The sequence below is a fragment of the Micromonospora mirobrigensis genome (assembly GCF_900091555.1).
Lineage (GTDB): Bacteria > Actinomycetota > Actinomycetes > Mycobacteriales > Micromonosporaceae > Micromonospora > Micromonospora mirobrigensis.
In genome coordinates this window covers 203,834-228,635 of record NZ_FMCX01000008.1, presented here as the reverse complement: position 1 = coordinate 228,635, position 24,802 = coordinate 203,834, and the positions used below count along the sequence as shown (strand labels likewise).

Annotated in this window: 20 protein-coding genes and 1 tRNA gene; 7 read left to right on the top strand and 14 right to left on the bottom strand. The window is 73.8% G+C overall.

Annotated elements, in window-relative coordinates:
• Positions 1-76: 76 nt before the first annotated feature.
• The 3 genes from GA0070564_RS24415 to GA0070564_RS24405 all read right to left on the bottom strand — a co-directional run bounded on the left by GA0070564_RS24415 (position 77) and on the right by GA0070564_RS24405 (position 3,432).
• Positions 77-1,243, bottom strand: a complete 1,167-nt coding sequence (locus tag GA0070564_RS24415; RefSeq protein WP_091613451.1) for a branched-chain amino acid ABC transporter substrate-binding protein — start codon at positions 1,241-1,243, stop codon at positions 77-79.
• Between the two features lie 291 nt (positions 1,244-1,534).
• Complete coding sequence (locus tag GA0070564_RS24410; protein WP_141714856.1) at positions 1,535-2,749, bottom strand: hypothetical protein; 1,215 nt, start codon at positions 2,747-2,749, stop codon at positions 1,535-1,537.
• A 62-nt stretch (positions 2,750-2,811) separates the two neighbouring features.
• The gene (locus GA0070564_RS24405) at positions 2,812-3,432 is read right to left on the bottom strand and encodes an ANTAR domain-containing response regulator (protein WP_091613442.1); all 621 of its coding nucleotides are present in this window, start codon (positions 3,430-3,432) and stop codon (positions 2,812-2,814) included.
• Between the two features lie 81 nt (positions 3,433-3,513).
• Here GA0070564_RS24405 and GA0070564_RS24400 point away from each other — a divergent pair.
• Both GA0070564_RS24400 and GA0070564_RS24395 read left to right on the top strand, forming a co-directional pair.
• Positions 3,514-3,596: transfer RNA gene (locus tag GA0070564_RS24400), tRNA-Leu, on the top strand.
• 32 nt (positions 3,597-3,628) lie between these two features.
• Positions 3,629-4,378: a transcriptional regulator gene (locus GA0070564_RS24395; protein WP_091613438.1), complete on the top strand. Its 750-nt coding sequence runs from the start codon at positions 3,629-3,631 to the stop codon at positions 4,376-4,378.
• Between the two features lie 76 nt (positions 4,379-4,454).
• Here GA0070564_RS24395 and GA0070564_RS24390 read toward each other — a convergent pair whose 3' ends face one another.
• On the bottom strand, positions 4,455-5,615 hold the full coding sequence (locus tag GA0070564_RS24390; RefSeq protein ID WP_091613434.1) for a trans-sulfuration enzyme family protein: 1,161 nt from the start codon (positions 5,613-5,615) through the stop codon (positions 4,455-4,457).
• Positions 5,616-5,716: 101 nt separating this feature from the next.
• Between GA0070564_RS24390 and GA0070564_RS24385 the strand changes: the two genes are divergently transcribed.
• Positions 5,717-6,196 carry an Lrp/AsnC family transcriptional regulator gene (locus GA0070564_RS24385; RefSeq protein ID WP_091613431.1) on the top strand — a complete coding sequence of 160 codons (480 nt, stop codon included), beginning with the start codon at positions 5,717-5,719 and terminating at the stop codon, positions 6,194-6,196.
• A gap of 84 nt (positions 6,197-6,280) precedes the next feature.
• On the top strand, positions 6,281-7,273 hold the full coding sequence (locus GA0070564_RS24380; RefSeq protein ID WP_176730821.1) for an LLM class flavin-dependent oxidoreductase: 993 nt from the start codon (positions 6,281-6,283) through the stop codon (positions 7,271-7,273).
• A gap of 220 nt (positions 7,274-7,493) precedes the next feature.
• Here the strand turns inward: GA0070564_RS24380 and GA0070564_RS24375 are convergent, their stop codons facing one another.
• The gene (locus GA0070564_RS24375; protein ID WP_091613426.1) at positions 7,494-9,497 is read right to left on the bottom strand and encodes a rhamnogalacturonan lyase family protein; all 2,004 of its coding nucleotides are present in this window, start codon (positions 9,495-9,497) and stop codon (positions 7,494-7,496) included.
• 211 nt (positions 9,498-9,708) lie between these two features.
• Between GA0070564_RS24375 and GA0070564_RS24370 the strand changes: the two genes are divergently transcribed.
• Positions 9,709-11,142, top strand: coding sequence for a pyridoxal-dependent decarboxylase (locus tag GA0070564_RS24370; protein WP_245670202.1), 1,434 nt, complete (start codon positions 9,709-9,711; stop codon positions 11,140-11,142).
• A gap of 649 nt (positions 11,143-11,791) precedes the next feature.
• Here the strand turns inward: GA0070564_RS24370 and GA0070564_RS24365 are convergent.
• The 6 genes from GA0070564_RS24365 to GA0070564_RS24340 all read right to left on the bottom strand — a co-directional run bounded on the left by GA0070564_RS24365 (position 11,792) and on the right by GA0070564_RS24340 (position 17,893).
• The gene (locus tag GA0070564_RS24365) at positions 11,792-12,763 is read right to left on the bottom strand and encodes a sulfite exporter TauE/SafE family protein (protein ID WP_091613681.1); all 972 of its coding nucleotides are present in this window, start codon (positions 12,761-12,763) and stop codon (positions 11,792-11,794) included.
• 132 nt (positions 12,764-12,895) lie between these two features.
• Positions 12,896-13,369 (bottom strand): RrF2 family transcriptional regulator, encoded by a 474-nt coding sequence (locus GA0070564_RS24360; protein WP_091613417.1) that lies wholly within the window; start codon positions 13,367-13,369, stop codon positions 12,896-12,898.
• Between the two features lie 74 nt (positions 13,370-13,443).
• A complete protein-coding gene (locus tag GA0070564_RS24355; protein ID WP_091613414.1) occupies positions 13,444-14,322 on the bottom strand; it encodes an acyl-CoA thioesterase in 879 nt (292 codons plus the stop codon).
• A 55-nt stretch (positions 14,323-14,377) separates the two neighbouring features.
• Positions 14,378-15,826, bottom strand: a complete 1,449-nt coding sequence (gene pyk / locus GA0070564_RS24350) for a pyruvate kinase (RefSeq protein WP_091613411.1) — start codon at positions 15,824-15,826, stop codon at positions 14,378-14,380.
• 196 nt (positions 15,827-16,022) lie between these two features.
• A complete protein-coding gene (locus GA0070564_RS24345; protein ID WP_218104994.1) occupies positions 16,023-17,405 on the bottom strand; it encodes an FAD-binding oxidoreductase in 1,383 nt (460 codons plus the stop codon).
• 122 nt (positions 17,406-17,527) lie between these two features.
• Positions 17,528-17,893 carry a YciI family protein gene (locus GA0070564_RS24340; protein WP_091613673.1) on the bottom strand — a complete coding sequence of 122 codons (366 nt, stop codon included), beginning with the start codon at positions 17,891-17,893 and terminating at the stop codon, positions 17,528-17,530.
• Positions 17,894-18,091: 198 nt separating this feature from the next.
• Between GA0070564_RS24340 and GA0070564_RS29495 the strand changes: the two genes are divergently transcribed.
• Entirely contained in the window at positions 18,092-21,244 is a 3,153-nt protein-coding gene (locus GA0070564_RS29495) for a PAS domain S-box protein (protein WP_176730820.1), read from the top strand.
• Between the two features lie 106 nt (positions 21,245-21,350).
• The gene (locus GA0070564_RS24330; protein WP_091613406.1) at positions 21,351-22,214 is read left to right on the top strand and encodes an aldo/keto reductase; all 864 of its coding nucleotides are present in this window, start codon (positions 21,351-21,353) and stop codon (positions 22,212-22,214) included.
• Between the two features lie 102 nt (positions 22,215-22,316).
• On the opposite strand, the gene GA0070564_RS24325 is transcribed toward GA0070564_RS24330, so the two are convergent.
• From GA0070564_RS24325 to GA0070564_RS24315, 3 genes are all read right to left on the bottom strand, one after another.
• On the bottom strand, positions 22,317-22,799 hold the full coding sequence (locus GA0070564_RS24325; RefSeq protein ID WP_141714855.1) for a DUF6584 family protein: 483 nt from the start codon (positions 22,797-22,799) through the stop codon (positions 22,317-22,319).
• A 127-nt stretch (positions 22,800-22,926) separates the two neighbouring features.
• Positions 22,927-23,739, bottom strand: a complete 813-nt coding sequence (locus GA0070564_RS24320; protein WP_091613396.1) for a lipase family alpha/beta hydrolase — start codon at positions 23,737-23,739, stop codon at positions 22,927-22,929.
• Positions 23,740-24,030: 291 nt separating this feature from the next.
• The gene (locus GA0070564_RS24315) at positions 24,031-24,606 is read right to left on the bottom strand and encodes a TetR/AcrR family transcriptional regulator (RefSeq protein WP_176730819.1); all 576 of its coding nucleotides are present in this window, start codon (positions 24,604-24,606) and stop codon (positions 24,031-24,033) included.
• Positions 24,607-24,802: the final 196 nt, after the last annotated feature.

Genomic DNA, 24,802 nt, shown 5'->3' with positions numbered 1-24,802 from the left:
TGCGGCCAAACAGTGCGGCCGGGAGGCGAACTCCCGGCCGCGCCGTCTGGTATCCCTGCCGGGACCGGTTATCCGGTCAGGCCTTCGGGATCTCGATGTCCGGGACGACCTTGCCCGCGTTCACCTTGAACGCCCAGACGATCACCTGCGCCGGGTCCAGCTCACCGTTGGACTCGAACTTGTAGGTGACGCCGGTGGCGCCGCCGGCCTTGTTGTAGCCGTTGACGAAGTTCAGCAGGTCGCTGCGGGTCGACTTACCGTCCTTGATGCCCTCGAGGAAGATCTTCGTGATGTCGTACGACACGTCGGCGTAGGTGCCCGGCTCGGCGTTGTCGAACGCGGCCTTGTAGTCGCTGACGAAGGAGCCCTTCGCGGCGGTGGCCGGGGCGCAGGGGCAGGTGAGGATGGTGCCCTCGGCGACCTGCTGGCCGGCGACCTTGATGAAGTTGGCGTCGTTCACGCCGTCACCGGCGACCATGGTGCCCTTCCAGCCGGCACCCTTCAGCTGCTTGAGCAGCAGGCCCGCCTCGGTGTAGTAGCCACCGAAGAAGAGCGTGGTCGCGCCACTGCTGACGATCTTGGTCACGACCGCGGAGAAGTTGGTCTGCTTGACCTGGATCTTGTCCTCGCCCGCCACGGTGCCGAGGACCTTCTTGACCTCGTCCACCAGGCCCGCGCCGTACGCCGACTGGTCGTCGACGACGTACACCTTGTCGGCCTTCAGCACGTTCTTGATGTAACGGCCGGCGGCCGGGCCCTGCGAGGTGTCGTTACCGACGCCCCGGTGGAAGATCTTCCAGCCCTTGGTGCTCAGGCTCGGACGGGTCGCCGACGGCGTGATGATCGGCAGACCGGCCTCGTCGAAGATCGGGTCGGCCACCTCGGACTCACCGGAGAACGCCGGCCCGATGATGCCCACGACCTTGTTGTCGCCGACCGCCTGCTGGGCCAGCGCCGGCGCCTTGGCCGGGTCACCCTGCGAGTCGTACTCCTGAAGGTTGACCTTGCAGTCCGCGTTGTCCTTGTTGTACTGGTCGATCGCGAGCTTGGTGCCGTTGCGCATGTGGATACCGAGACCCGCGGCGTCACCGGTCAGCGGGCCGAAGAAACCGATCTTCAGATCGCAGGCGGCCGAGCTGCCGCCACCCTCGTTACCACTGTCGGCCTTACACGCGGCGGCGCCGCTGATAACGAGCGCGCTGATGGCCACACCACCGAGCACCCGTGCGAGCTTCTGCCTCACGGCTCGTACCCTCCTCCGTCCGAAGGCCCGGACCACCCAGCGCAGATTGGACCTTGCGAGGGGTAGGCCGGACCGACCGCGATCCCGGTCTGGGCCGGGACGTTATCCCACCGGCGGGGCACGCCGGAATACCTGCGAACCGGGGTTGACCTAACCGTTACGTTGAGTGGCCGCATCGACGGCGATGCTGTAACACGCGCTCTCACGCAACGGGAAAATCGGGGATCCGACACGTGCCGGAAACAACGGAGAGCGACAATTCTCGGTTTCTCGAAGCCCGGCGCCGGCGCCTCACCCGGCCGGCAACCGCGCCGTCCAGACCCCCCCGCCCGCACCGCCGTCGACCAGCAGCAGCACCCGGTCACCGGAGCCGGCCAGCGCCACCGTCGCGTCCGCACCCGCCGGCAGCGCCACCGGCGCCCGGCGACCCGACCAACCGTCACCGTCCGTGCTGAACCAGAGCGACGCCGCCGCACCGTCCGACCCGGCCACCAGCACCCCGCCGGAGACCGCCGCCAAGCCGAGCACCCGCGGCGGCGCCCCGCCGGCCGCCCGGCCGAAGCCACCCGCCGCCCGCCAGCCGTCCGCACCGGCCACCCAGGCGCCGAAACCGGCGCCGCGCCGGCCGACCGCCACCAGCCGCTCCCCTGCCGGGACCACCCGCTGCAGGTCCTCCGGGACCCCGTCGGTGGAGAGCACCTCCCGCCGCCAGACCCGGCCGTCCGCCGAGGCCCAGACCGCCGGATCGACGTCCGCGCGGCCCGCCGGCAGCACCGAACCCACCAGCAGCCAACCCCCCGGCACCGCCGCCGCGTCCGCCGCCCACGGCCGGCCCGCCCCGTCGACCGCCAATCCGGGTACGCCGCTGACCAGGCCGAAACCGGTCGCGTCCAGGGACAGCCAGGCCGCCGCCCCGGACGCCCGGTTGCCCGCGATCAGCCAGCCCCGCCGGCCACCGACGATCCGGCCCACGTTCACCGCGTCCGGGCCGCCGAACAGCTCGAACTCCGCCGGCACCTCCACCAGCGAGCCGTCGGCCACCTGCCGCCAGCTGCTCACCCGCGGATTGCCGTGCACGCCACCGCTCTTCGCCCCGACCGCCGCGATCCGGCCGTCCCGGCAGCCCACCGCCGACAGCACGTTCTCCGCCCCGTACGGCGACCGGGCGGTCATCCGCAGCGGCGTCCACGTCGAGGCGTCCGGGCTGCTCCAGGCGGCCGGACGGGTCGCGCCGGAGGGGTCGGCGAGGGCGCCCACCACGTACCAGCGGCCGGCGCAGACCACCGCGTCGCGCGGCATCGCCCGCCCGGCCGGGCCGGGCGGCGGCGGAAGGGTCGACGGCCGCCAGTCCAGCGGCGCCGCCGGCGCCGATCCGGCACCCGGTGGCGATGCGCCGCCCGGCGCTGACGGCGACGGCCGGCCGCCCGGTCGCGGCCCGGCCGACACACAGCCGGCCACCAGCCCGGCGAGCAGGCCGAGCACCACGAGCACACGACGGACGGGCACGCCCCGATGCTATCGACGCGCGCCGCTGCGCGACGCCCCGCGAACGGGTACGCCTGCGCCGGTCAGGCGGTCGGCTGGGCCACCTCGCCGCCGGCGGTCTCGGCGAGGATCCGCTCGGCGACCTCCTTCATGGTCATCCGGTGGTCCATCGCGGTGCGCTGGATCCACTTGAACGCCTCGGGCTCGGTCATCCCGTACGTCGTCATCAGCGCGCCCTTGGCCCGCTCGACGGTCTTGCGGATCTCCAAGCGGTCGGTCAGGCCGGCGACCTCCGCCTCCAGCGCGGCGATCTCCGAGTAGCGGGACAGCGCGATCTCCACCGCCGGCACCAGGTCGCTCTTCTGGAACGGCTTCACGAGGTACGCCATCGCGCCGGCCGCCCGGGCCCGCTCGACCAGGTCACGCTGGCTGAACGCGGTCAGGATGATCACCGGAGCGATCCGGGCGCCGGCGATCCGCTCGGCGGCGGCCAGCCCGTCCATGATCGGCATCTTGATGTCGAGGATGACCAGATCCGGCTTCAGTTCCTCGGCCAGCCGCACGGCGGTCTCGCCGTCACCGGCCTCGCCGACGACCTCGTAACCCTCCTCGACCAGCATCTCGGCCAGGTCCAGTCGGATCAGCGCCTCGTCCTCGGCGATCAGTACCCGCCTGCGCTCGGCATCCGTCTGCGTCTCGGCCACGAGCCACTCCCACCATCGATCCCGGCACGGCTACCACCCATGCTCCCGCATGAGCCTAGTCGGGTACAGTTGCGGCAACTCGCCGGGATGGTGGAACGGAATACACGGAAGTCTCAAACACTTCTGCCCGAAAGGGCTTGCGGGTTCGAGTCCCGCTCCCGGCACTTTTGTCACACACCTGTTCGATGATGCCCGGGTGCATCCACCCGAGATGCGGGCTCGCGCCCGCGCCCTCCGCGCCCGGGGCCACAACATCCATTCGGTGGCCCGCTCCCTCTCCCTGCCGTACACCACGGTCTGGCACTGGTGTGTCGATCGACCCGAGCCAGCAGTGTTCGGCAGCGCCGTCCGCTGCTTCCGGTGCCGGCCGGAGCAGGAGCCTCCGCCCGACCCGGCGGCGTACGCGTACCTGCTCGGCCTCTACCTGGGAGACGGCCATCTGGTCACCACCGACCGGGTGCCGGTCCTACGGATCTACTGCGCCGACGCGTGGCCCAGTCTGATGGATGCCTGTGACGAGGCGATGCGGGCCGTCCTCGCGAAAAAGGTCCAGCGGATCCAGAAGCAGGGCTGCGTCGCGGTGCAGAGCACAGCAACCCATTGGCCCTGCCTGCTCCCGCAGCACGGACCGGGTATGAAGCACCACCGCCCGATCGTGCTGACCGACTGGCAGCGCGAGATCCTCTCGGCGCACCCCGGCCACTTCCTCCGTGGCCTCTTCCACTCCGACGGCTGCCGAGTCAGCAACCGGGTGGTCACCCGGGGCAAGGAGTACGTCTATCCCAGGTACATGTTCTCCAACCGGTCCATGGACATCATGGGTCTCTGTCAGTGGGCTCTCGACCTGCTGGGCATCTCCTGGCGGATGAACCAACCGTGGTCCCTGTCGGTGGCCCGCCGGGAGGCGGTCGCCGCCCTCGACCGCCATGTCGGCCCCAAGTCCTGACCCGGGCCGGAACAGAAACGATCTCCCGGCGAGTGCCGCAGCTACCGGGGTCGGCCGGCACCCACCGCCCAGCCGATCAGATCGCGGCGAGCGCCCGCGCCAGGTCCGCCCGCAGGTCCTCCGGGTCCTCCAGCCCGACGGAGATCCGCAGCAGTCCCCCACCCGGTTTGGCCTCCCCCTCGACCGGCCGGTGGGTCAGCGACGCCGGGTGCTGGATCAGCGTGTCGACCCCGCCGAGCGACACCGCGTGGGTGATCAGCGAGCAGCTGTTGGCGACCGTCGCCGCGGCGGAGCTGCCGCCGCGTACCTCGAAGGCGAGCAGGCTGCCGGTGCCGGACATCTGCCGGCCGACCAGCCCGGCCGGGTCCGCCACGCTGGGGTGGTGCACCCGCTGCACGGCCTGGTGGCCGGCGAGCCAGGCGGCGAGCTTCTCCGCGCCGGCGGACTGGGCGCGGACCCGCAGCGGCAGGGTCTGCAGGCCGCGGTGCAGCAGGTACGCCCCGAGCGGGTGCAGGACGGCGCCGGTGACGGCGCGGACCTGGCGGAGTCGGGCGGCCCAGCCGGCGTCGCAGGCGATCACCCCGGCGAGCACGTCGCCGTGGCCGCCGATGCTCTTGGTGGCGCTGTGCAGCACGAGTGCGGCGCCGTGCCGGGCGGGCTGCTGGAGGACGGGGGTGGCGACGGTGTTGTCGACCAGCAGCGGGACGTCGCCGGCGGCCTCGGCGAGGGCGGTGAGGTCGACCAGGTCGAGGGTGGGGTTGGCCGGGGTCTCGACGATCACCAGCGCGGTGTCGGGGCGGACGGCGGCGGCGACCTCGGCCGGCCGTGCCCAGCTGACCTCGGTGCCGAGCAGGCCGGTGGCGAGCACGTGGTCGGTGCCGCCGTAGAGCGGCCGGACGGCGACGACGTGCCGCTTCCCGTCGCGGGTGGCGGCAAGCAGGGCGGCGGTGAGGGCGGCCATGCCGCTGGCGAAGGCGACGGCGTCGGTGGTGCCTTCGAGTTCGGCCAGCGCGGTCTCGAAGCGGGCCACGGTGGGGTTCCAGAGCCGCTGGTAGACGGCGCTGGTGCCGTCGGCGGGCAGGGTGCCGCCGGTGGCCAGCAGTTCGTACGCGTCGCCGCCGGCGTCGACGGAGGGCAGTGGGTTGGTGGTGGAGAGGTCGATGGGCGGCACGTGGACCCCGAGCGCGGACAGGTCGTCGCGTCCGGCGTGCACGGCTCGGGTGTCCAGGGTCGTCATGCCCGGAAGCGTCGAACATGCGCCGCACGCAGGGCAACATATCCGTAGAAGATTCTCGTCCGTGTCTTTCGGCGGAAGGATGTTCGGAGAATGATGGCGGGATGCCCCTCGCACCGAACGATGTGCGGCCGTTTGCCGCCCTGGACGACGTCGACCGCGCGATCCTGACCGAGCTGGCCGTGGACGGCCGCCTGCCGAACAACGCCCTCGCCGAGCGGGTGGGGGTGGCGCCGTCGACCTGCCTGACCCGGACCCGGGCGCTGCGTGAGTGCGGGGCGATCCGCGGCATCCACGCCGAGGTGGATCCGGCCGCCGTGGGTCTGCCGTTGCAGGCGCTGGTCTCGGTGCGCTTGACCGCGCACGAGCGGGCGGCGGTGGACGCGTTCCGGGCCCGGTCGGTGCGGCTGCCCGGGGTGGTGTCGGTGTTCCACGTGGCCGGTGCGGAGGACTACGTGCTGCACGTGCGGGCCGCGTCGGGTGACGCGCTGCGGGACTTCGTGCTGGACCACCTGGCGGTGGATCCGGTGGTGCAGCACACCCAGACGAGTTTGATCTTCGAGCAGGCGCGCGGCATGGGCTGACCGGGGCACCGGAGTGTGATGTGGGCGGCGGCCGGAACAATTCGGACGTGGGTGGCGTTGGCCAGACGTGTGATCGACGTACCGATGTCTGTCCTCGACCTTGCCCCGGTCGCCGCCGCCGGTTCCGCCGGTGAGGCCCTGCGGCACACCACCGAGCTGGCCCGACGCACCGAGGAGCTGGGCTACCGCCGTTTCTGGGTGGCCGAGCACCACAACATGCCGGCCATCGCGTCCTCCGCGCCGGCGGTGCTCCTCGCCCACCTCGCCGCCAACACGAGCACCATCCGGCTCGGGTCGGGCGGGGTGATGCTGCCCAACCACGCGCCGCTGGTGGTGGCCGAGCAGTTCGGCACCCTGGAGGCGCTGCACCCGGGGCGGATCGACCTGGGCATCGGCCGCGCGCCGGGCACCGACCAGGTGACCGCGCTGGCGCTGCGCCGGACCATGGAGGGGCTGTCGGCGGAGGGCTTCCCCCGCGAGCTGGCGGACCTGATGAACTACTTCAGCGGCGAGCAGCCGGGCCCGATCACCGCGACGCCGGGGCTGGGCCAGTCCCCCGCGGTGTGGCTGCTGGGCTCCAGCGGGTTCAGCGCCCAACTGGCCGGCCTGCTCGGGTTGCCGTTCTCGTTCGCGCACCACTTCAGCGCGCAGAACACGCTGCCCGCGTTGCAGCTCTACCGGCAGAGCTTCCGGCCGTCGCAGTGGCTGGACCGGCCGTACGCGATGGTCGCGGTCAACGTGGTCTGCGCCGAGACCGACGAGCGGGCCGAGTGGTTGGCCGGCCCGAGCGGGCTGTCCTTCCTGAAGCTGCGCTCGGGGCGGCCCGAGCCGCTGGCCTCGCCGGAGGAGGCGGCGGCCTACCCGTACACCGATATCGAGCGGGAGTTCGTCGAGGGCCGGCGGTTCGGTCAGGCGTTGGGCTCGCCGCAGACGGTGGCCCGGCAGCTCGGTGAGCTGGTGGAGCGGACCGGCGCGGACGAGCTGATGCTCACCACGATGGTGTACGACGTGGCCGACCGGGTCCGATCCTTCGAGCTGGTCGCCGAGCACGTGGCGGGCGGTTCGCTGCGCCGGTGACGCAGCTCACGGCGTTCGGGGGCGGGCGAAACACAGCCTTCACAACGCCGTCACCCCCGCGACGCGTGGGACGAATAGCTTTGTCCTCGGTGGTGGTACGGCATTCCCGGTCGGGACGGGTCGGGGATGCCGCGGTGTGGTGCACCGGGCCGCCGGCTGTGCGGATTCCGCGGCCGGCGGCCCGGTGCCTGCCTTTCCGGGACGGCACGTCCCGGTCGGTTCAGCGCAGGTAGATGTTCGGCGCGGGCGGGGTGGACATGCCGTCGCCCAGGAAGAACCCGGTGTGCGGCGGCTGGTTGTAGGCGGTGTTCTGCCAGGCGATCGACACCCGGTACTGCGGGTCGTGCATCAGCGTGGGTAGCCGCAGGCCGGTCGGCAGGGGCGTGCTGTAGATGCGCAGCGCCCGCGAGTCGGTGGTCGGCCAGACGATCTCCTCCCGCCAGTCGCCGAACAGGTCGGCCGAGAGCGACGGGGTGGCCTTGGTGCCGTTGATCGAGGCGACGCCGCTGCCGGTGAGCAGCCGGGCGTCACCGGCCGGGGCGTACTTGTTGACGTAGGTCCGGTCGAGCAGCTCACGCACGGGGTCGCCGTCCCACCAGACGAGGAAGTTCTGCGACGACGGCTTGCGGCCGATGTTCTGACCCCTCGTGTCGCGCAGCCCGTCGACCGCCGCCGACCAGGATTCGGCGCCGGGACTGCCGGCCCAGACGTCGTCCGAGACGCCCCGGCCGTTGTCCCCGTTGGGCGCGGTCTGCCAGAGGATCTGGCCGGTACGGGCGTCGGCCAGCCAGGAGCTGGGCTTGCTGGCGTCCTCGTCGACCTTGAAGACCTCCAGGCCGGCACGGGACGGGTCGAGGTCGCCGACGTGCAGGGCGTCGCCGTGGCCGTTGCCGGTGGACCACAGCAGCCGGCCGGTGTCGTCGATGGCGACCGCGCCGTACACGATCTCCTGCCGTCCGTCGTTGTCGACGTCGGCGACGGAGAGCTGATGGTTGCCCTGACCGGCGGCGGCGCCGTTGCCGCTGGCGTTGGAGTCGAAGGTCCACCGTCTGCGCAGCGTGCCGTCGCGGAAGTCCCAGGCGGCGATCACCGCCCTGGTGTAGTAGCCGCGCGCCATGATCAGCGAGGGGCGCTGCCCGTCCAGGTAGGCGGTGCCGGCGAGGAACCGGTCGACCCGGTTGCCGTACGAGTCGCCCCAGGACGAGACGGTGCCGCGCGGCGGGTCGTGGTCGACGGTGGACAGGGCGGCGCCGGTGCGGCCGTCGAACATGGTGAGGTACTCCGGGCCGGCGAGCACGTAGCCGCTGGAGTTGCGGTGGTCGGCGGTCGCGGAGCCGATCACCTGGCCGGTGCCGGAGCGGGTGCCGTCGGCGGTCTTCATGGCCACCTCGGCGTCCCCGTCGCCGTCGTAGTCGTACACCTGGAACTGGGTGTAGTGGGCGCCGGCGCGGATGTTGCGGCCCAGGTCGATGCGCCACAACCGGCTGCCGGTCAGGCTGTAGGCGTCGACCTGGACGTTGCCGGTGTAGCCGCTCTGGGAGTTGTCCTTGCTGTTCGAGGGGTCCCACTTGAGCACGATCTCGTAGCGGCCGTCGCCGTCGAGGTCGCCGACGCTGGCGTCGTTGGCGGAGTAGGTGTACGTCTCACCGGTCGGGGTGGTCCCGCCGGGCGGCGCCTGGATCGGCACGTCGAGGTAGCCCGCGGGAAACTGCAGCGCGGCGGCGGAGGCCGGCTGTTCGGCGCCGCCCACCACGGCCCGCACCGTGTACGCGGCACCGGCCGGCGCGCCGGCGTCGAGCCAGCTGGTGGCCCCGGTGATCGGTGTGCCGTTGACCTTCGTGGCGCCCCGGTAGAGGTTGAAGGCGACCCCGGAGGTCTCGGTGCCGAGCAGCCGCCAGGAGACCAGGTTGCCGGTGCCCGAGCGGACGCTGATCAGTCCCCGGTCCAGCTTCTCCACCTGCTTGGCCCCGGCCGGCGGGCTGGTCGGCGTGGGGGACGGGCTGGTCGCGCCGGTGAGGCTCCAGCCGGTCAGCGGGTCACCGAGGTTGGTGGCGGTGAGGTCGGCGCCGAAGCCGCCGCCCCACTGGTTGGTCACCCGGTAGTCGACCCGGCAACCGGCGGCGGCCGCGGAGGCGGTCACGGTGGTCAGGCCGGCGGCGGCGAGGGTGCCTGTCGCGGCCACGGCGAGCAGCAGGGTACGACGGCGTGCTGTGGTGGGGTGCACGGAAGTGGCCTCCGGAGGAGGTGCGCGCGGGGCGTGCTGCGACGCCGGCCTGCCCTGGGCCCGCGGCTGCGCCGCGCTGAACGACGGGGGACGGACGCATCGACGTCCGTGGTTCGGCTCCGCGTACCGCCGATGCTAGGGCAGTGCCCGGTGGCCGCACAACGACTCCCGGGCTCTTGCTCCGGGCCGGTCGACCTGATCGACTCGTGGCATGGCTGCGCACATGACCCCGGAGGAGTTCCGCCGCGCGGGGTACGCGGTGGTCGACTGGATCGCCGACTACTGGTCGACGCTCGGCGAGCGGCCGGTGACCTCCCAGGATCCGCCCGGCACGGTGGCCGCCGCGTTGCCGCCCACAGCGCCGGAGCGGGGCGAGCCGGTGGACGCCGTGCTGGCCGACCTGGACGCCCTGGTCACCCCCGGGTTGACCCACTGGCAACACCCGGGCTTCTTCGGCTACTTCCCGGCCAACACCAGTGGCCCCAGCGTGCTCGGCGACATGGTCAGCGCCGCCCTCGGTGTGCAGGGGATGCTCTGGGCCACCGGGCCGGCCTGCACCGAGCTGGAGACGGTGATGCTGGACTGGCTGGCCGAGCTGATGGACCTGCCGGGGCGGTTCCGCTCCACCGGCGCGGGCGGCGGGGTCATCCAGGACTCGGCGTCCTCGGCGACCCTGGTGGCCACGCTGGCCGCGCTGCACCGGGCGAGCAAGGGTCGGTGGCGCGCCGACGGTCTGGACCGGCGCTACCGCGCCTACACCTCCACCCAGGGTCACTCCTCCATCGAGAAGGCCGCCCGGGTCGCCGGGCTGGGCGCCGAGGGGGTACGCGTGGTCGAGGTGGACCCGGCGAGCCAGGCGATGGACCCGACGGCGCTGCGGGCCGCGATCGAGGCCGACCTGGCCGCCGGGGACGTGCCGGCGATCGTGGTGGCGACGGTGGGCACCACCTCCACCACGGCGGTGGACCCGCTGCCGGAGATCGGCGAGATCTGCGCCGAGTACGGGGTCTGGCTGCACGTCGACGCCGCGTACGCCGGGGCGGCGGCGGTCTGCCCGGAGCTGCGCTGGGCGCACGCCGGGCTGGAGCGCGCCGACTCGTACTGCTTCGACCCGCACAAGTGGCTGCTCACCGGCTTCGACTGTGACGCCTTCTGGGTGGCCGACCGCGCCGAGCTGGTCGAGGCGCTGACGGTGATGCCGGAGTACCTGCGCAACGCGGCGAGCGAATCCGGCGCGGTGATCGACTACCGGGACTGGCAGGTCCCGCTGGGCCGCCGGTTCCGCGCCTTGAAACTGTGGTTCGTGCTGCGCTGGTACGGCGCGGAGGGGCTGCGGGCGCACATCCGCTCCGGGGTGGCGCTGGCCGACCGGTTCGCCGCACGGGTGGCCGGCGACGAGCGCTTCGAGCTGGCGGCGGCGTATCCGTTCTCGCTGGTCTGCTTCCGGCTGGTCGCCGGGGACGAGGCGAGCGCCGAGTTGCTGAGCCGGGTCAACGCCACCGGACGGGTGCACCTGACGCACACCCGGGTCGCCGGCCGGTACGCGCTGCGGCTGGCGGTCGGCTCGCCGTCGACCACCGAGGCGCACGTGGACGAGGCGTGGCAGCTGCTGAGCAGCGCGGCCGACGAGCTGCTCGCGCCCTGACCCGGCCCGGGCTTCGCCCCACCGGCCCGGGGCTCGCCGCACCGACCCGTGGCTCGCCGTCAGGACCGGGCGCCCAGTCGTCCCGACCCGCCCGTTCGAGGCCTCTGACCTGCGGGCCCAGCCACCGGCCCGGTCACTCCGTGGGCTCGATCGCCCCAGCGTCGGGCATCCGGAGGTCCGGTGCCCCACGGACAGTCGCCCCGTTCACTGGTCGCGCTACGGCCGCCGCCGACGTGGCCGCCGCCGCCCTGAGGCGGGTCGCCCTGTGGCCCGTCGCCCCCGCGCCGTCGGCCCGGAAAACTTCTCCGCGAGCGTGATACCTGAGAGGAATATTGATGACTCTGAGGTATCACGCTCGTTCGCGATGTCGGCGGTAACCGGGTTACGGAGCGTGATCGACTCCTCGTTCCGTCCGGGCTCGGTAGGCGGTGGACCGCAAGGTGTCGGCCGGGGAGCAGCGCGGGCCGGGTGACGAGCGCGGACCGCCGACCAGCACGGGGCAACGACCAGCAGCACAGGCCGTCAGCCAGCGCGGACCGCAGAGCGTGGACCGGCAGCGGCACGGACCGCAGAAGGGCGCGGACCGCAGAGCGGCGCGGACGAGCGACCGGGCCGGGGGCGCACACTCAGGTGGCGTACCCCGGGGTGGTCAGCGGTCGGCGGCGGCCAGCGTGGGCGACGGCCCGGCCTGGCCCGCGGCGAGCGGGACGGGGTGGTCGGTGGGGGCAGGGGCCGCGAGCGCGGCGGCGGCGACGGCCCGGGCCTGGCGGGTGCGGCGCAGCGCGCGCACGGCCAGCAGCACGGCGACCAGCCAGCCGGCGGCGAGCAGGGCGTAGACCGCGGGGCGGGCGGCGCCGCCCAGGTCGGCGGCGCGCATCAGGGTGCGGGCGTTGGTCAGCACGATCACGCCGCCCACGGTGGCGCCGAGCAGCTGGGCCGGGACGATGCGGACCAGCCAGGCGGCCACCGGCGCGGCGATCAGGCCGCCGACCAGCAGGGCGGCCGTGGTGGGCAGCAGGAAGCCGTCGGAGCCGAGCCCGATCAGGAAGCCGAGACTGGCGGCGCCGGCCACCAGGAACTCGGAGGTGTCGACCGAGCCGATCACCTTGCGCGGCTCCAGCCGGCCGGAGACCAGCAGCGCGGGCGTCGCCACCGGCCCCCAACCCCCGCCGCCGGTGGCGTCGACGAAGCCGGCGACCAGGCCGAGCGGGCCGAGGAAGCGGGTCCGCAGCCGGCCCGCGGCGCGGTCGGTGCGCAGCGGCCGGGAGAAGCGGACCAGGAGGTACGCGCCGAGGGTGAACAGGATGCCGGCCATCCAGGGGGCGGCAGCCTCGGTGGAGATCGAGCTGAGGAAGGTGGCCCCGGCGAAGGCGCCGGCGGCGCCGGGCAGGGCGATCCGGCGGACCACCCGCCAGTCGACGTTGCCGAACCGCCAGTGGGCGACGCCCGCGGCGAGGGTGGTGCCGATCTCGGCCAGGTGCACCGAGGCGGAGGCGGCGGCCGGGGCGACCCCGGCGAGCAGCAGCAGCGTCGACGAGGTCAACCCGTACGCCATGCCGAGGGCGCCGTCGACCAGCTGGGCGGCCAGCCCGACCAGGGCGAGGATCAGCAGTTTGCGCACGAGCACTCCCCGACTTCTAGGGATCTCCTATCGACTTGGTCGACAATGCGGCATGGTGGGCCACCGGTCAAGCCCCTGATCGGTGGGTGGGACGCGGGCCACCGCGTGGGCGCCCGGGTCGGACGCGGGCGGTCAGCTCCAGGCGCGCGGGTCGGCGGCCAGCTCGCTGACCCGGCCCGGCAGGGTGCCGCCGGCCACGTCGGCGATGCTGACCTGCTCCAGGATCTCCCGCTCGCTGGCCCGCAGGGCGATCCAGACGTCCTGCAACGACCGGGCGGCGCCCTGGTAGCCGAGCTGCTCGGGGCGCTGGCCCCGCACGTGCGCCAACGGCCCGTCGATCACCCTGATCACCTCCGCCAGGGAGATCTCCGCCGCCGGGCGGGCCAGCCAGTAGCCGCCCTCCGGGCCACGCTGGGCGTGCACGATGCCGCCCCGGCGCAGCTGGAGCAGGATGCTCTCCAGGAACTTCGGCGGGATCTCCTGGGCCCGGGCGATCTGCTCCGCGGTGACCGGCCGGCTGCGCCCGCCGGTGGCCGTGCCGTCGGCGACCGCCGCAAGCTCGGCGGCCGCGCGGAGGGCGTAGTCGACCCGGGCGGAGAGACGCATGCGGCAAGGTTAGACGGCGGATCGGCCGCCCGGTCCGGCGACCCTCCGCCGACCGGCCGACCGAGGGGGTACGGTCAGCCGCCGACCCGGCGCAGCAGGCCCTCCTGGACGGCGCTGGCGATGTGCCGGCCGTCGGTGGTGAACATCCGCCCGGTGGCCAGGCCCCGGGCGCCGGAGGCCGACGGGCTCCAGCAGTCGTAGAGGAACCACTCGTCGGCCCGGAACGGCCGGTGGAACCAGAGCGCGTGGTCCAGGCTCGCCCCGACCACTCCCCCGGGCCCCCACACCTCGCCGTGCACGGAGAGCACCGAGTCCAGCAGGGTCAGATCCGAGGCGTACGCCAGGGCGCAGGCGTGCAGCAGCGGATCGTCGGGCAGCTTGCCGTCGATGCGCATCCAGACCCGCTGGCGCGGCTCGGCCGGCCGGTCGCCGGGGCGTACCCAGCCGGGCTCGCCGACGTAGCGGACGTCGATCGGGCGCGGGATCTGGCCCCAGATGCCGAGCCGCTCCGGATAGCGGGAGAGCCGCTCGGTCATGGTCGGGACCTCGTCCGGTCCCGGCACGTCGACCGGGGTCGGGGCCTGGTGGTCCAGCCCCTCCTCCTGGCGCTGGAACGACGCGGACATGAAGAAGATCGGCTTGTCGTGCTGCAACGCCACCGAACGGCGGACCGAGAAGGAGCGGCCGTCCCGGACGTTCTCCACCTGGTACTCGATCGGCTCGGCGGGGTCGCCGGGGCGGACGAAGTAGCCGTGCAGCGAGTGCACGAACCGCTCCGGGTCGACGGTGCGGCCGGCCGCGACCAGGGCCTGCCCGGCGACCTGCCCGCCGTAGACCCGCTGCGGGCCGACGGGCGGGCTCATCCCCCGGAAGGTCATCTCCCCGGTGTGCTCCAGGTCGAGCACCTCGAGGAGCTGGTCCACGGCCGCCTGGCCGACCGCAACGTCGCTCACTGAAGAGCCCTTGTTCGCGACTGCGGGGCTCGCAACCCCGGCTCACTCCTCGCGCTCACTGAAGAGCCCGGGCCGATGCCGCGTCGACGAGCGAGCCGAGCTGGTGCACCCGCAGGGTGTTGGTGGAGCCCGGGGTGCCGGGCGGGCTGCCCGCCACGATCACCACGTAGTCGCCCGGGTTGGCCCGGTTCAGGCCGAGCAGCGCCTGGTCGACCTGGCGGAACATGTCGTCGGTGTGCTCGACGAACGGCATCAGGAAGGTCTCCACGCCCCAGCAGAGGGCGAGCTGGTTGCGCACCTCCGGCACCGGGGTGAAGGCCAGCAGCGGCAGGTCGCAGTGCAGCCGGGCCAGCCGCTTGACGGTGTCACCGGTCTGCGAGAAGGCGACCAGCGCCTTGGCGCCGATGGCCCGGGCGATCGAGGACGCACCGATGGTGAGCGCGCCGCCGTGCGTACGCGGGTCGTGCTGCAACCGCGGCACGCCGATCGAGCCGGCCTCCGTGGTGGTGATGATCTTGGCCATGGTGCTGACCGTGAGCACCGGGTACTTGCCCACGCTGGTCTCGCCGGAGAGCATCACCGCGTCGGCGCCGTCGAGCACCGCGTTGGCCACGTCCGAGGCCTCGGCGCGGGTCGGCCGGGAATTCTCGATCATGGAGTCGAGCATCTGGGTGGCCACGATGACCGGCTTGGCGTTCTCCCGGCACAGCTGCACGGCGCGCTTCTGCACCAGCGGGACCTGGTCCAGCGGCAGCTCGACGCCCAGGTCACCGCGGGCCACCATCACCCCGTCGAAGGCCAGCACGATCGCCTCGAGGTTGTCGACCGCCTCGGGCTTCTCGACCTTGGCCAGCACCGGGCGGCGGACGCCCTCCTCGTCCATGATCGCGTGGACGAGCTTGATGTCGTCCGCCGAGCGGACGAAGGAGAGCGCGATCAGGTCGACGCCCAGGCCGAGGGCGAAGCGCAGGTCCGCGGCGTCCTTCTCCGACATCGCCGGCACGCTTACCGCCACGTTCGGCAGCGAGACGCCCTTGTTGTTGGAGACCGGGCCACCCTCGGTGACCAGCACCCGGATGTCGTTGCCGGTGACGTCGCTGACCTCGACGGCCACCCGGCCGTCGTCGATCAGCAGCCGGTCACCCGGCTTCACCTCCTGCGGCAGCTTCCGGTAGGTGCAGGAGACCCGCTCCTTGGTGCCCAGGATGTCGTCGCTGGTGATCACCACCGAGTCGCCGGTACGCCACTCGTGCGGGCCGTCGGCGAACTTCCCCAGCCGGATCTTCGGGCCCTGGAGGTCGGCCAGGATCGCCACCGGGTGGCCGGCGGCGTCGGCCGCCTCGCGGACCAGCCGGTACACCGACTCGTGGTCGGCGTGGGCGCCGTGGCTGAAGTTGAGCCTCGCCACGTTCATGCCCGCCTCGACGAGTCCGCGGATCCGCTCCGGGGACGAGGTGGCGGGGCCGAGAGTGCAGACGATCTTCGCGCGGCGTGTCACGCCCATCAGGCTAGTCTCTCCTCCGGATCGACCTGCCGGCCGACCCTCTACGGACTGCGGAACATCTGTCCAACGACACGCGACCGGGGCGTGTGGCCGGCGGGACGAAGACCGCACCGGGGACAACGTGAGTGGCGGGCATCGGCGACCGCGCGCCGGGAATCGTACCGCCCGCCCGGGCCGGCCGCCCGGGGGACGCCGGTCACCCGGCGCCGCGCACCTCCGGCAGGGTCGGCACGGCGGAGAAGACCCCCTCCGGATCGTAGCGGCGCTTGGCCCGGCGCAACCGGTCGACGTTGGCGCCGTAGGCCAGCAGCACCCGATCGGTCTCCTCCGGCGCCAGCAGGTTCGGATAGCCGCCCGGCAACGCGTACGGGGCCAGCGCGACGCTTGTCGCGTCCGCCCACTCCCGGTGCGGGCCGGCCGGGTCAGCCGGCGCCCACGCCGCGATCACCTCCACCAGCGAGTGCGCCGTCCGCAACCCGAACGCCGTGTCGGCGGCGCCCACCCGGGTGGCCGCGCCGTGGAAGTGGTGCAGGGCGATCGCCGAGTACGGCGAGCTGACCTGCCGGGCGGCGGCGACCAGCGCCTCGACGGCCCCGTCGGGCAGCCCCGGCAGCCAGCGGGTACGCAGCAGGTAGTGGTTGCCGTCGACCATGCCGCCGTCGAACATCCGCAGCACGTCCTCGTACGGCAGGCTGGCCACCTGGTCGACCAGCGGGCGGCCGAAGGCGCGGATCCGGTCGACGTACCGCTCGCCCTCGCCCGGGTCGGCGCCGGCGTGCACCGGGCAGACGAAGACCAGCGGCTCGCCCTGCGGCCCGGGCAGGAAACCGGCCATCACGGTCAGCTCGTCCGGCGCCTCGGCGATCAGGTCCCGGTAGCCGCGCAGCACGTCGACCGCCTCGTCGAGTCCGAACATGACCATCCCGGCCAGCGCGGCGGGCACCCGGTGCGCCCGGAGGGTCAGCCGGGTCACCACCCCGAAGTTGCCGCCGCCCCCGCGCAGCGCCCAGTACAGCTCGGCGTCGTGCGCCGGGTCGGCGGTCACCTCCCGGCCGTCGGCGAGCACCACATCGGCGCGGAGCAGGTTGTCCAGGGCCAGGCCGAAGCGACCGCAGAGCGGGCCGTACCCGCCGGCGAGGGTGAGACCGGCGAGCCCGACGGTGCGCACGGTGCCGGTGGCGACGACCAGGCCGTGCGGCCGGCCGGCGGCGACCGCGTCGCCCGCGGTGGCCCCGCCGGCCACGGTGACGGTGCCGGCGTCCGGGTCCACCTCGACCCGGCGCATGCCGGTGAGGTCGACGACCACGCCGCCGTCGCGCAGCGCCCGGCCGGCCCAGTCGTGACCGCCGGCCCGCACGGAGAGCGGCAGCCGGCAGCGGTGGGCGATCCGGACCACGTCGGCAACCTCGGCGGCGTCGGCGCAGCGGGCGACCAGCACCGGCTCCCGACGCACGGCGGCGTTCCACAGCCGGGTGGCGGTGGCGAAGTCCGCGTCCGCGGGGACGAGGAGCCGCTCGCCCAGCAGGTCGCGCAGCAGGTCGGTGGCGCGGGACAGGTCGGGGATGGCGGTGGCGGTCACGGCGTCTCCTCGTCCCCCGGACCCGGCTGCGCCCGGCGCGCCCGCCCCGGCCGGGGCCACCAGTGAACACCCGGGCGTCCGGCGGCGCCGTCACCCTGCCGACAGCCGCGGCCCGCCGCCGGTCAGCTCTGCATCTTGGCCAGCGGGAAGTCCATCGAGCCGGCCGGGCAGAGGAAGGTCATCACGTCCACCTGGTAGAGGCCGGCCTGCACGGCCGGGTCGGCCTCCATCACGCTGCGCACGTCGTCCACCGAGCCGGTCCGGGCCAGCCCGAAGCCGATCGGCGGCGCGGGCTCCCGGGCCGGACCGTCGACCGAGCCGGAGACGAGCACGATGCCCCGGCGTTGCAGCGCCTGCATGTGCTGGAAGTGCTCGGACTGGAGCCGCTGCACCGTCTCGTTCGGCAGGGCCGGGCCGGCCGGACCGGGATAGAGCACGATGCACTCGTACGTGTCGAGCGCGAAGTCCACCTTCGGCGTACCCGTCATGGCGCTCCCCCTCCGGCGCTGCCGGCGCCGCCCCGCGCCGGACCAGGTCAGCGTCGCACGGTGGCGCCGCCGGCAGCGGCGGCTCCGGGGAACCGCCGCCCGCGCGTGCCCGGTTCCGCCCACGACGGGAGCGCCGTCCCCTCCCCCGGCCGGGCCGGCGTGGTGTCCCCGTCACCGCACGCTGGTACGGTCCGACTGGTGGGCGTCCACCGGGCCGCCCGGAAGGCGCTCGACGTGACCGTTCCTCCCCCCGGCACGACCGAACCAGACAAGTTCCGACGGCGCCCGCCGGCCGGGGCCACCGCACGCGCTGCCCGGCAGCGCGCCGACCGGCGGTTCCGCACCCTGGTGGAGGCGTCCACGGCGGTGGTCTGGACGGCCGACCCCGACGGCCGGATCACCGAGCCGCAGCCGTCCTGGGAGGCGTACACCGGGCAGCGGTGGCCGGCGTACGCCGGCGACGGCTGGGTCGAGGCGCTGCACCCGCAGGACCGGGAGCGGATCGTGACGGCCTGGCGGGCCGTGCTGGCCGAGGGCGGGCCGCTGTTCGAGGTCGAGGGCCGGCTGTGGCACGCCGCCACCGGGGAGCACCGGCACTTCGCGCTGCGCGGGGCCAGCCTGCGCGACGGGTCCGGGCAGGTCACCGAGTGGATCGGCACCATCGCCGACACCCACGACCGGGTACGCGCCGAGGCCGCCGCCCGCCGCACCGCCGCGATCAGCCGGGCGCTGCTGGACGGCGCGTCGATCGGGGTGGGCCTGGTCGACGCCGAGCTGCGCTACCTGATGGTCAACCCGGCGCTGGCCGAGATGAACGGGGTGCCCGCGGCGGAGCACCTGGGCCGCCGCCCGGCCGACGTGCTGCCGGCGTACGGCGAGCAGGCCGAGACGCTGATGCGTCGGGCGCTGCGCGACGGCCCGGTGCTCGGGGTGGAGTTCGCCGTCGAGGCGGATCCGGCGGGGCCGCGGCACTTCGTCGCCGGTTACTTCCCGGTCCGCATCGACGACGCCCCCGAGGCGATCGGGCTGGGCTTCACCGTCGTGGAGGTCACCGAGCGGACCCGGCTGCTGGCCGCCCTCGGCGAGGAACGGGTCCGCTTCGAGCGGCTCGCCGCCACCGACGTGCTGGCCGTCTTCGGCGGCGAGGAGGAGCGGATCACCGAGGCCAACGAGGCGTTCCTGACCATGCTCGGCTACTCCGCGCAGGAGCTCGCGCAGGGGCGGCTGCGCTGGCCGCAGCTCACCCCGCCGGGCTGGGCGGAGGCGGACGAGCGGGCGCTGGCCGAGCTGCGCGACACCGGCCGGGCGCGCAGCTACGACAAGGAGTACCTGCACGCCGACGGGCGCCGGGTGCCGGTGCAGATCGGCGTGGTGGCGTTGAACCGGCGCCCGTTGCGCTGGCTGGCGTACGCGGCCGACCTGAGCGCCGAGCGGGCCGCGCAGGCGGAGCTGCGGCTGTTCCAGGCGCTGGTGGAACGCTCCGGGGACTTCATCGCGGTGGCCGACCCGCGGGGCCGCACGGTGTACGTGAACCCCTCCGGCCGGCAGGTCGTCGGACTGGCCGGGTCGGGCCCGGTGGACCATCCGGGTCAGCGCCGGGCGGAGAGCCGGCTGGTCCGGCGGGACACCGGCGAGCTGTTGGACGTCGACCACCAGACCTTCACGGTCACCGGCCCGGGCGACGACACCGCGTACGTCGCCACGGTGGCCCGGGACGTCAGCGACCGCCAGCGGGCGCTGCGCCAGGCGCAGGGGCTGGCCGGGTTGGCCGGCGCGCTCAGCTCGGCCGAGCAGCGGGCGCAGATCGTGCGGGTGATCGTGGAGACCGTGCCGCAGGTGGTGGAGGCGGACGCCGTACGGGTGGCGGTGGCGCCGCCGGGGTCGGCGACGGCGCAGGTCACCGACCGGACCGGCACGTCGGCGCTGGCGATCGACGCGGACGTCCCACTGGCCCGGACGGTGCGCGACGGCGTGGTGTCCGGGTCTGCGGAGGGGGTCGTGCTGTGCCTGCCGTTGCCGCACGGCGACGGCGGGGTGTTCGGCGCGCTGGAGGTGCGCTGGGACCGGCCGGTCACCGACGACCAGGCCCGGCGCAGCCTGTTGGACGCGGTCGCCGGGCTGTGCGGGCAGGCCCTGCACCGGGGGGAGCTGAGCGAGTCGGCGCGGGCGGTGGCCGCCTTCGCCGCCCGGCTGAGCGTCACCCGGTCGACGGCCGAGGCGGTCGAGGTGATCCTCTCCGCCGCGCCGGCCGCGCTGGGCGCGGCGCTGCCCGGCCTGGCCGTGCTCGACGACGGCCGGGTCCGGCTCTGGTACGACGACGTCCCGGACGCGCTGTCGGCCACCTTCACCGACCTGCGGCTGGACGATCCCCGGCCGATCGCCCGGGCGCTGCGTACCGGGGAGCGGATCGTGCTGCGCGACCGGGCGGCGTTCGCGCGGGCCTTTCCGGGGCTGCCGGACCCGGTCGGCGCCCACGGCATCGTCACCACCGTGGCGGTGCCGCTGTTCGACGCGTCCCGGCGGCCGGTGGCGGCGTTGGCCTTCGGCTGGTGCCGGGAGCATCCGCTGCGCGACGGCGACCTGGCGTTGCTGGACACCGTCGCGGACCTGTGCGAGCAGACCCTGGAGCGGGTCCGGTTGGCCGCCGCGGAGCACAACCTGGTGACCCGGCTGGCGGGCCGGCTGCGGTCGCCGTCGATCAGGCTGCCGGAGTCGCTGGAGGTCGCCACCCGCTACCGGCCGGCGATGAGCGGGCTGCACCTGGGCGGCGACTGGTACGACCTGATCGAGCTGCCCGGCGACCGGCTGGCGGTGGTGCTCGGCGACGTGGTGGGGCACCGGGTGGAGGCGGCGGCGGACATGGCGCAGCTGCGGACGGTGGTGAACACCCTGCTGCGCTCGGGGGTGTCGCTGGCCGAGGTCTTCCCGCGGGTGACGGAGCTGGCCGGTACGCGCTTCCTCGGCACCTGCCTGGCGATGATCGTCGACCCGGGAGCCGGGGCGGCTACGGTGGCGCGGGTGGGACATCCGTACCCGGTGCGGGTGCCGGCCGGCGGCGCGCCGGAGACCGTCGCCACCGGCAGCTCGCTGCCGCTGGGGCTGGTCCGGGAGCCGGTGCCGCTGACCCGGGTGGACTTCACCCCCGGGGACCTGCTGGTGGTCTACACCGACGGCCTGGTGGAGCGGCGCGGCCGGCCGTACGACGCGGGGGTGGCGGCGCTGCACGGCGTGTTGGCGCCGGTGGCGGCCCGCCCGGTGGAGGAGATCGCGGACGCGCTCCTGGCCGGCCTGACCGGTTCGGAGGACGACCAGGCGCTGGTGGTGATCCGGCACGCGGGCGCGGCTCAGTAGGTTGGGACGATCCCGGCGTGTCGGATGTTGCAGACGGTGCTGCGCGGGAACCCTCCCGGGAGACGACCGGACACCGGACCACGATCGACAGAATTGAGGACGGCCCATGACCAGCGCACAACCCGCCAAGGCGTCGGGCACCTACCGGATCGGCGGCGACCTGCAGGTCGACCGGCTCGGCTACGGCGCCATGCAGATCACCGGCCCGGGCGTCTGGGGCGACCCCAAGGACCCGGCCGAGGCGGTGCGGGTGCTGCGCCGGGCGTACGAGCTGGGGGTGACCTTCATCGACACCGCCGACTCGTACGGCCCGTTCGTCTCCGAGATGCTGATCAAGGAGGCGCTGCACCCGTACGCCGAGGACCTGGTGATCGCCACCAAGGCCGGCCTGACCCGCTCCGGCCCCGGCGACTGGCGGCCGGTGGGCCGCCCGGAGTACCTGCGCCAGCAGTGCGAGCTGAGCCTGCGCCACCTGGGCCTGGAGTCGATCCCGCTCTACCAGCTGCACCGGATCGACGAGCAGGTGCCGCTGGCCGACCAGCTGGGCGAGCTGGCCCTGCTCAAGCAGGAGGGCAAGATCCGGCACATCGGCCTGTCCGAGGTGACCGTGGAGCAGATCGAGGCGGCCCGGAAGATCACCCCGATCGTCTCGGTGCAGAACCTCTACAACCTCGCGGACCGCAGCGCCGAGGACGTCCTGTCGTACTGCGAGCGCGACGACCTGGCGTTCATCCCGTGGTTCCCGATCGCCACCGGCAACCTCGCCAAGCCGGGTGGCCCGCTGGACGCCATCGCCACCGACCACTCGGCGACGCCCGCCCAGCTGGCGCTCGCCTGGCTGTTGCGCCGCTCGCCGGTCATGCTCCCCATCCCGGGTACGTCCTCCGTGGCCCACCTGGAGGAGAACATCGCCGCCGCGGAGGTCCACCTCACCGACGACGAGTTCGAAGCGCTTGCCAAGGCCGCCTGAAAGCAGGGGCCCCCTGTTAACGCCTGCGGTATAGCAGGGGCCCCCTGTTAACCAGCCCGCGACCGCTCAACCTGCCCGGGCGGGCCGGGCGGGCCGGGCGGGTCAGCCCCAGATCCACCGCAGGACGGTCCACATGCCGATGCCGACCATCGCCACGAACCAGACGACGACGGTGACGGCGCATCCGCCGAACAGGATCGGCTCCCAGGGCGATTCGGGCTGGCCGTCCGGATCGGTTCGGTCGGGCCGGTCCAGCGGGCCGACCGCCCGCCGCAACACCTGCGTGGGCCCACTGTCGACGGTGCGCCGGACCGGGGCGGGGATGCTGTGCCAGCGGGCGAGGTCGTTGCGGTGCCGCGCCGACCAGGCCTCGATCGCCCGTCGCGCCTGCGGGTCGTCCCGGCCGGTGACGAACCAGAGCGCGCCCGCGGCGGGCAGGTCACGCATCTCGTGGTGGACCGTGGCCAGCAGGTCGAGCAGCTCGTGGTCCTGCCGGTGCGCCAGCGCACCGCGCAGCCGGTCGCGGGCCTGCCAGGGACGGCCGGCGGCCAGGTCGGCGCGGGCCCGCGCGAGCACATCGGTCACCCCGCGATGGTGCCAGCGGCGCCGGGGCGCGGCGAGCGCTTATCCGAGGCGCTTTCTCGACCGTGGCTCCCCACGGACACGTCCGGCCGGTCGCCCGCCTCGCGGACGACCGGCCGGGTCGACGGATTCAGACCGCGAAGCAGTTGGGGCGGATCGCCGCGTCGGCGAGCGCCTGCCGCACCACCGTGTACGTCGTGCCGTCCAGGACCAGGCCGAGGTGGCCGACCACCCGCAGCGGGCACCAGGCCTGGATGGACACGTTGGTCGCCCCGTCGGCGAGGACGGCGTTGCCGACCGGTCGGACCAGCTCGTCCTGCCAGGTGCGCACGGTGGTCCAGCGGACCGCCCCCGGGGTGTCGTCGCCGCCGTTGAGGGTGCCGAGGAAGTCCGAGCCGATGGACATCTGCTGACAGGCCACGATGCCGGCGCAGCTGCCCAGGCCGACGAAGTTGATGATGTTGGCGACGTAGGTGCCCTGCTGCGGGGTGCCCAGGCTGACGTAGTGCTGCACCACGTCGGCGCCGCCGAGGAACTTCACGTACCAGCGGGAGACCAGGCCGCCCTCGGAGTGGGTGACCAGGTCCACCTTGGCCGCTCCGGTGCTGGCCCGGACCTGGTCGACGAAGCCGCGCAGCGACTGGGCGGACTGCCGGATGTCGCCGAAGCCGAGGTTCGGCAGCTGGTAGATCCAGACCCGGTAACCGTCGGCGCGCAGCCGGGCGGCGATCGGCTCGTACGCGATGGAGACGCCGATCAGGCCGCCCACCACGACGACGGGATTGGCGTTGGCGGCGGCGAGCGAGGTGGGGGCGTTTTCGGTCGCGGCGCTCTCGGCGGTGGTGGTCGCCGGGGCGGGTTCCGCCGTGGCTGCGGAGGCGGCGGTGGGGACGAGCAGGACGGTGGCGGCGGTGGCCGCGGCCAGGATCGTTCGGAGCAGCATGGCTGCGCCTCCATGAGGGAGGTGCCCGGGGTGGCCGGGGGACGGGTGGGGGATCCGATCGATCGTGGACACGATGATGCGTGGCGTGTTTCACACCCGTCAATGAAAAGTTACGCGCCGGTAACCACTTGTCCCCCTGGACGCACAAACCGGCAAATCCGCCGCCCCGCCCGCCCTCGGGGTCGCGCCCGCGTCAGGCGAGGCGACAACTTCCTGGTTGCAGTGGCCTCCCACCCCGGACGAGGCCACTACAACCGGGAAGTAGTGCGGATCTCGGGCGCGCCCGAGGACTCAGTGGTCGCGGGGGGCGCGCAGGCCGTCCAACGCGAAGCCGAGCACCTTCTCCCGCTGCCCGGGCTCGGTGAACGAGGCGGCGGTGATGCCGGTGAGCAGCCGCAGCACGTCGTCGAAGGTGGCCTCGGGGCGGGCCGCCCCGGCCTCCTGGGCACGGCGCAGCATCGGCTCGCCCTCGGCGTAGATGGCCGTGCGGCAGTTGGCGAAGACCGCCGAGTCGGCCAGCCCCTCGGCCAGGGCCCGCTTGGTGGCGACGTACTCGACGAAGCGGTGCAGCCAGGCCACCAGCGCGTCCCACGGGGGCAGCCCGGCCAGGTCGCCGGCGGCCCGGCAGAGCGCGTCCACCTCGTCGACGTAGACGGCCTCGAGCAGGTCACGCCGGGTCGGGAAGTGCCGGTAGAGGGTGCCGATGCCCACCTGGGCCCGGCGGGCGATCTCCTCCAGGGAGCCGCCCGCACCCTGCTGGGCGAAGACCTCGCGGGCCGCGGCCACCAGGGTCTCGTAGTTCCGCCGGGCGTCGGCCCGCCGGGGGCGCCGGGCGACGGCCTCGGGCAGCGGTTCAGCGGCGGCCATGACGCGCGTCACTCCTCCCGGGTTGCAAGCGGAGGCAACCCTCCGTTAGTTTTGCGGAGGCACCCCTCCGAAAATGTCGGAGGCCTGCCTCCGGTAAGCCTACCCGGCCCCCTCGGTGTCCGAGGAGAGCGCGCGCTGCCGGTTCCCTGCGACGGCCCGTGTCCGGTCGTCGCCCGTACCTCCAGTGAAGCTGGGA

What these genes read in the sequence shown, in the direction of transcription:
- GA0070564_RS24390 (WP_091613434.1), bottom strand. Translation starts at nt 5,615, where the DNA reads ATGACGACCCTGGACACCCGAGCCGTGCACGCCGGACGCGACGACCTG.
- GA0070564_RS24385 (WP_091613431.1), top strand. Translation starts at nt 5,717, where the DNA reads ATGCCCCTCGCACCGAACGATGTGCGGCCGTTTGCCGCCCTGGACGAC.
- GA0070564_RS24380 (WP_176730821.1), top strand. Translation starts at nt 6,281, where the DNA reads ATGTCTGTCCTCGACCTTGCCCCGGTCGCCGCCGCCGGTTCCGCCGGT.
- GA0070564_RS24370 (WP_245670202.1), top strand. Translation starts at nt 9,709, where the DNA reads ATGGCTGCGCACATGACCCCGGAGGAGTTCCGCCGCGCGGGGTACGCG.
- GA0070564_RS24360 (WP_091613417.1), bottom strand. Translation starts at nt 13,369, where the DNA reads ATGCGTCTCTCCGCCCGGGTCGACTACGCCCTCCGCGCGGCCGCCGAG.
- pyk (WP_091613411.1), bottom strand. Translation starts at nt 15,826, where the DNA reads ATGGGCGTGACACGCCGCGCGAAGATCGTCTGCACTCTCGGCCCCGCC.
- GA0070564_RS24340 (WP_091613673.1), bottom strand. Translation starts at nt 17,893, where the DNA reads ATGACGGGTACGCCGAAGGTGGACTTCGCGCTCGACACGTACGAGTGC.
- GA0070564_RS24330 (WP_091613406.1), top strand. Translation starts at nt 21,351, where the DNA reads ATGACCAGCGCACAACCCGCCAAGGCGTCGGGCACCTACCGGATCGGC.
- GA0070564_RS24320 (WP_091613396.1), bottom strand. Translation starts at nt 23,739, where the DNA reads ATGCTGCTCCGAACGATCCTGGCCGCGGCCACCGCCGCCACCGTCCTG.
- GA0070564_RS24315 (WP_176730819.1), bottom strand. Translation starts at nt 24,606, where the DNA reads ATGGCCGCCGCTGAACCGCTGCCCGAGGCCGTCGCCCGGCGCCCCCGG.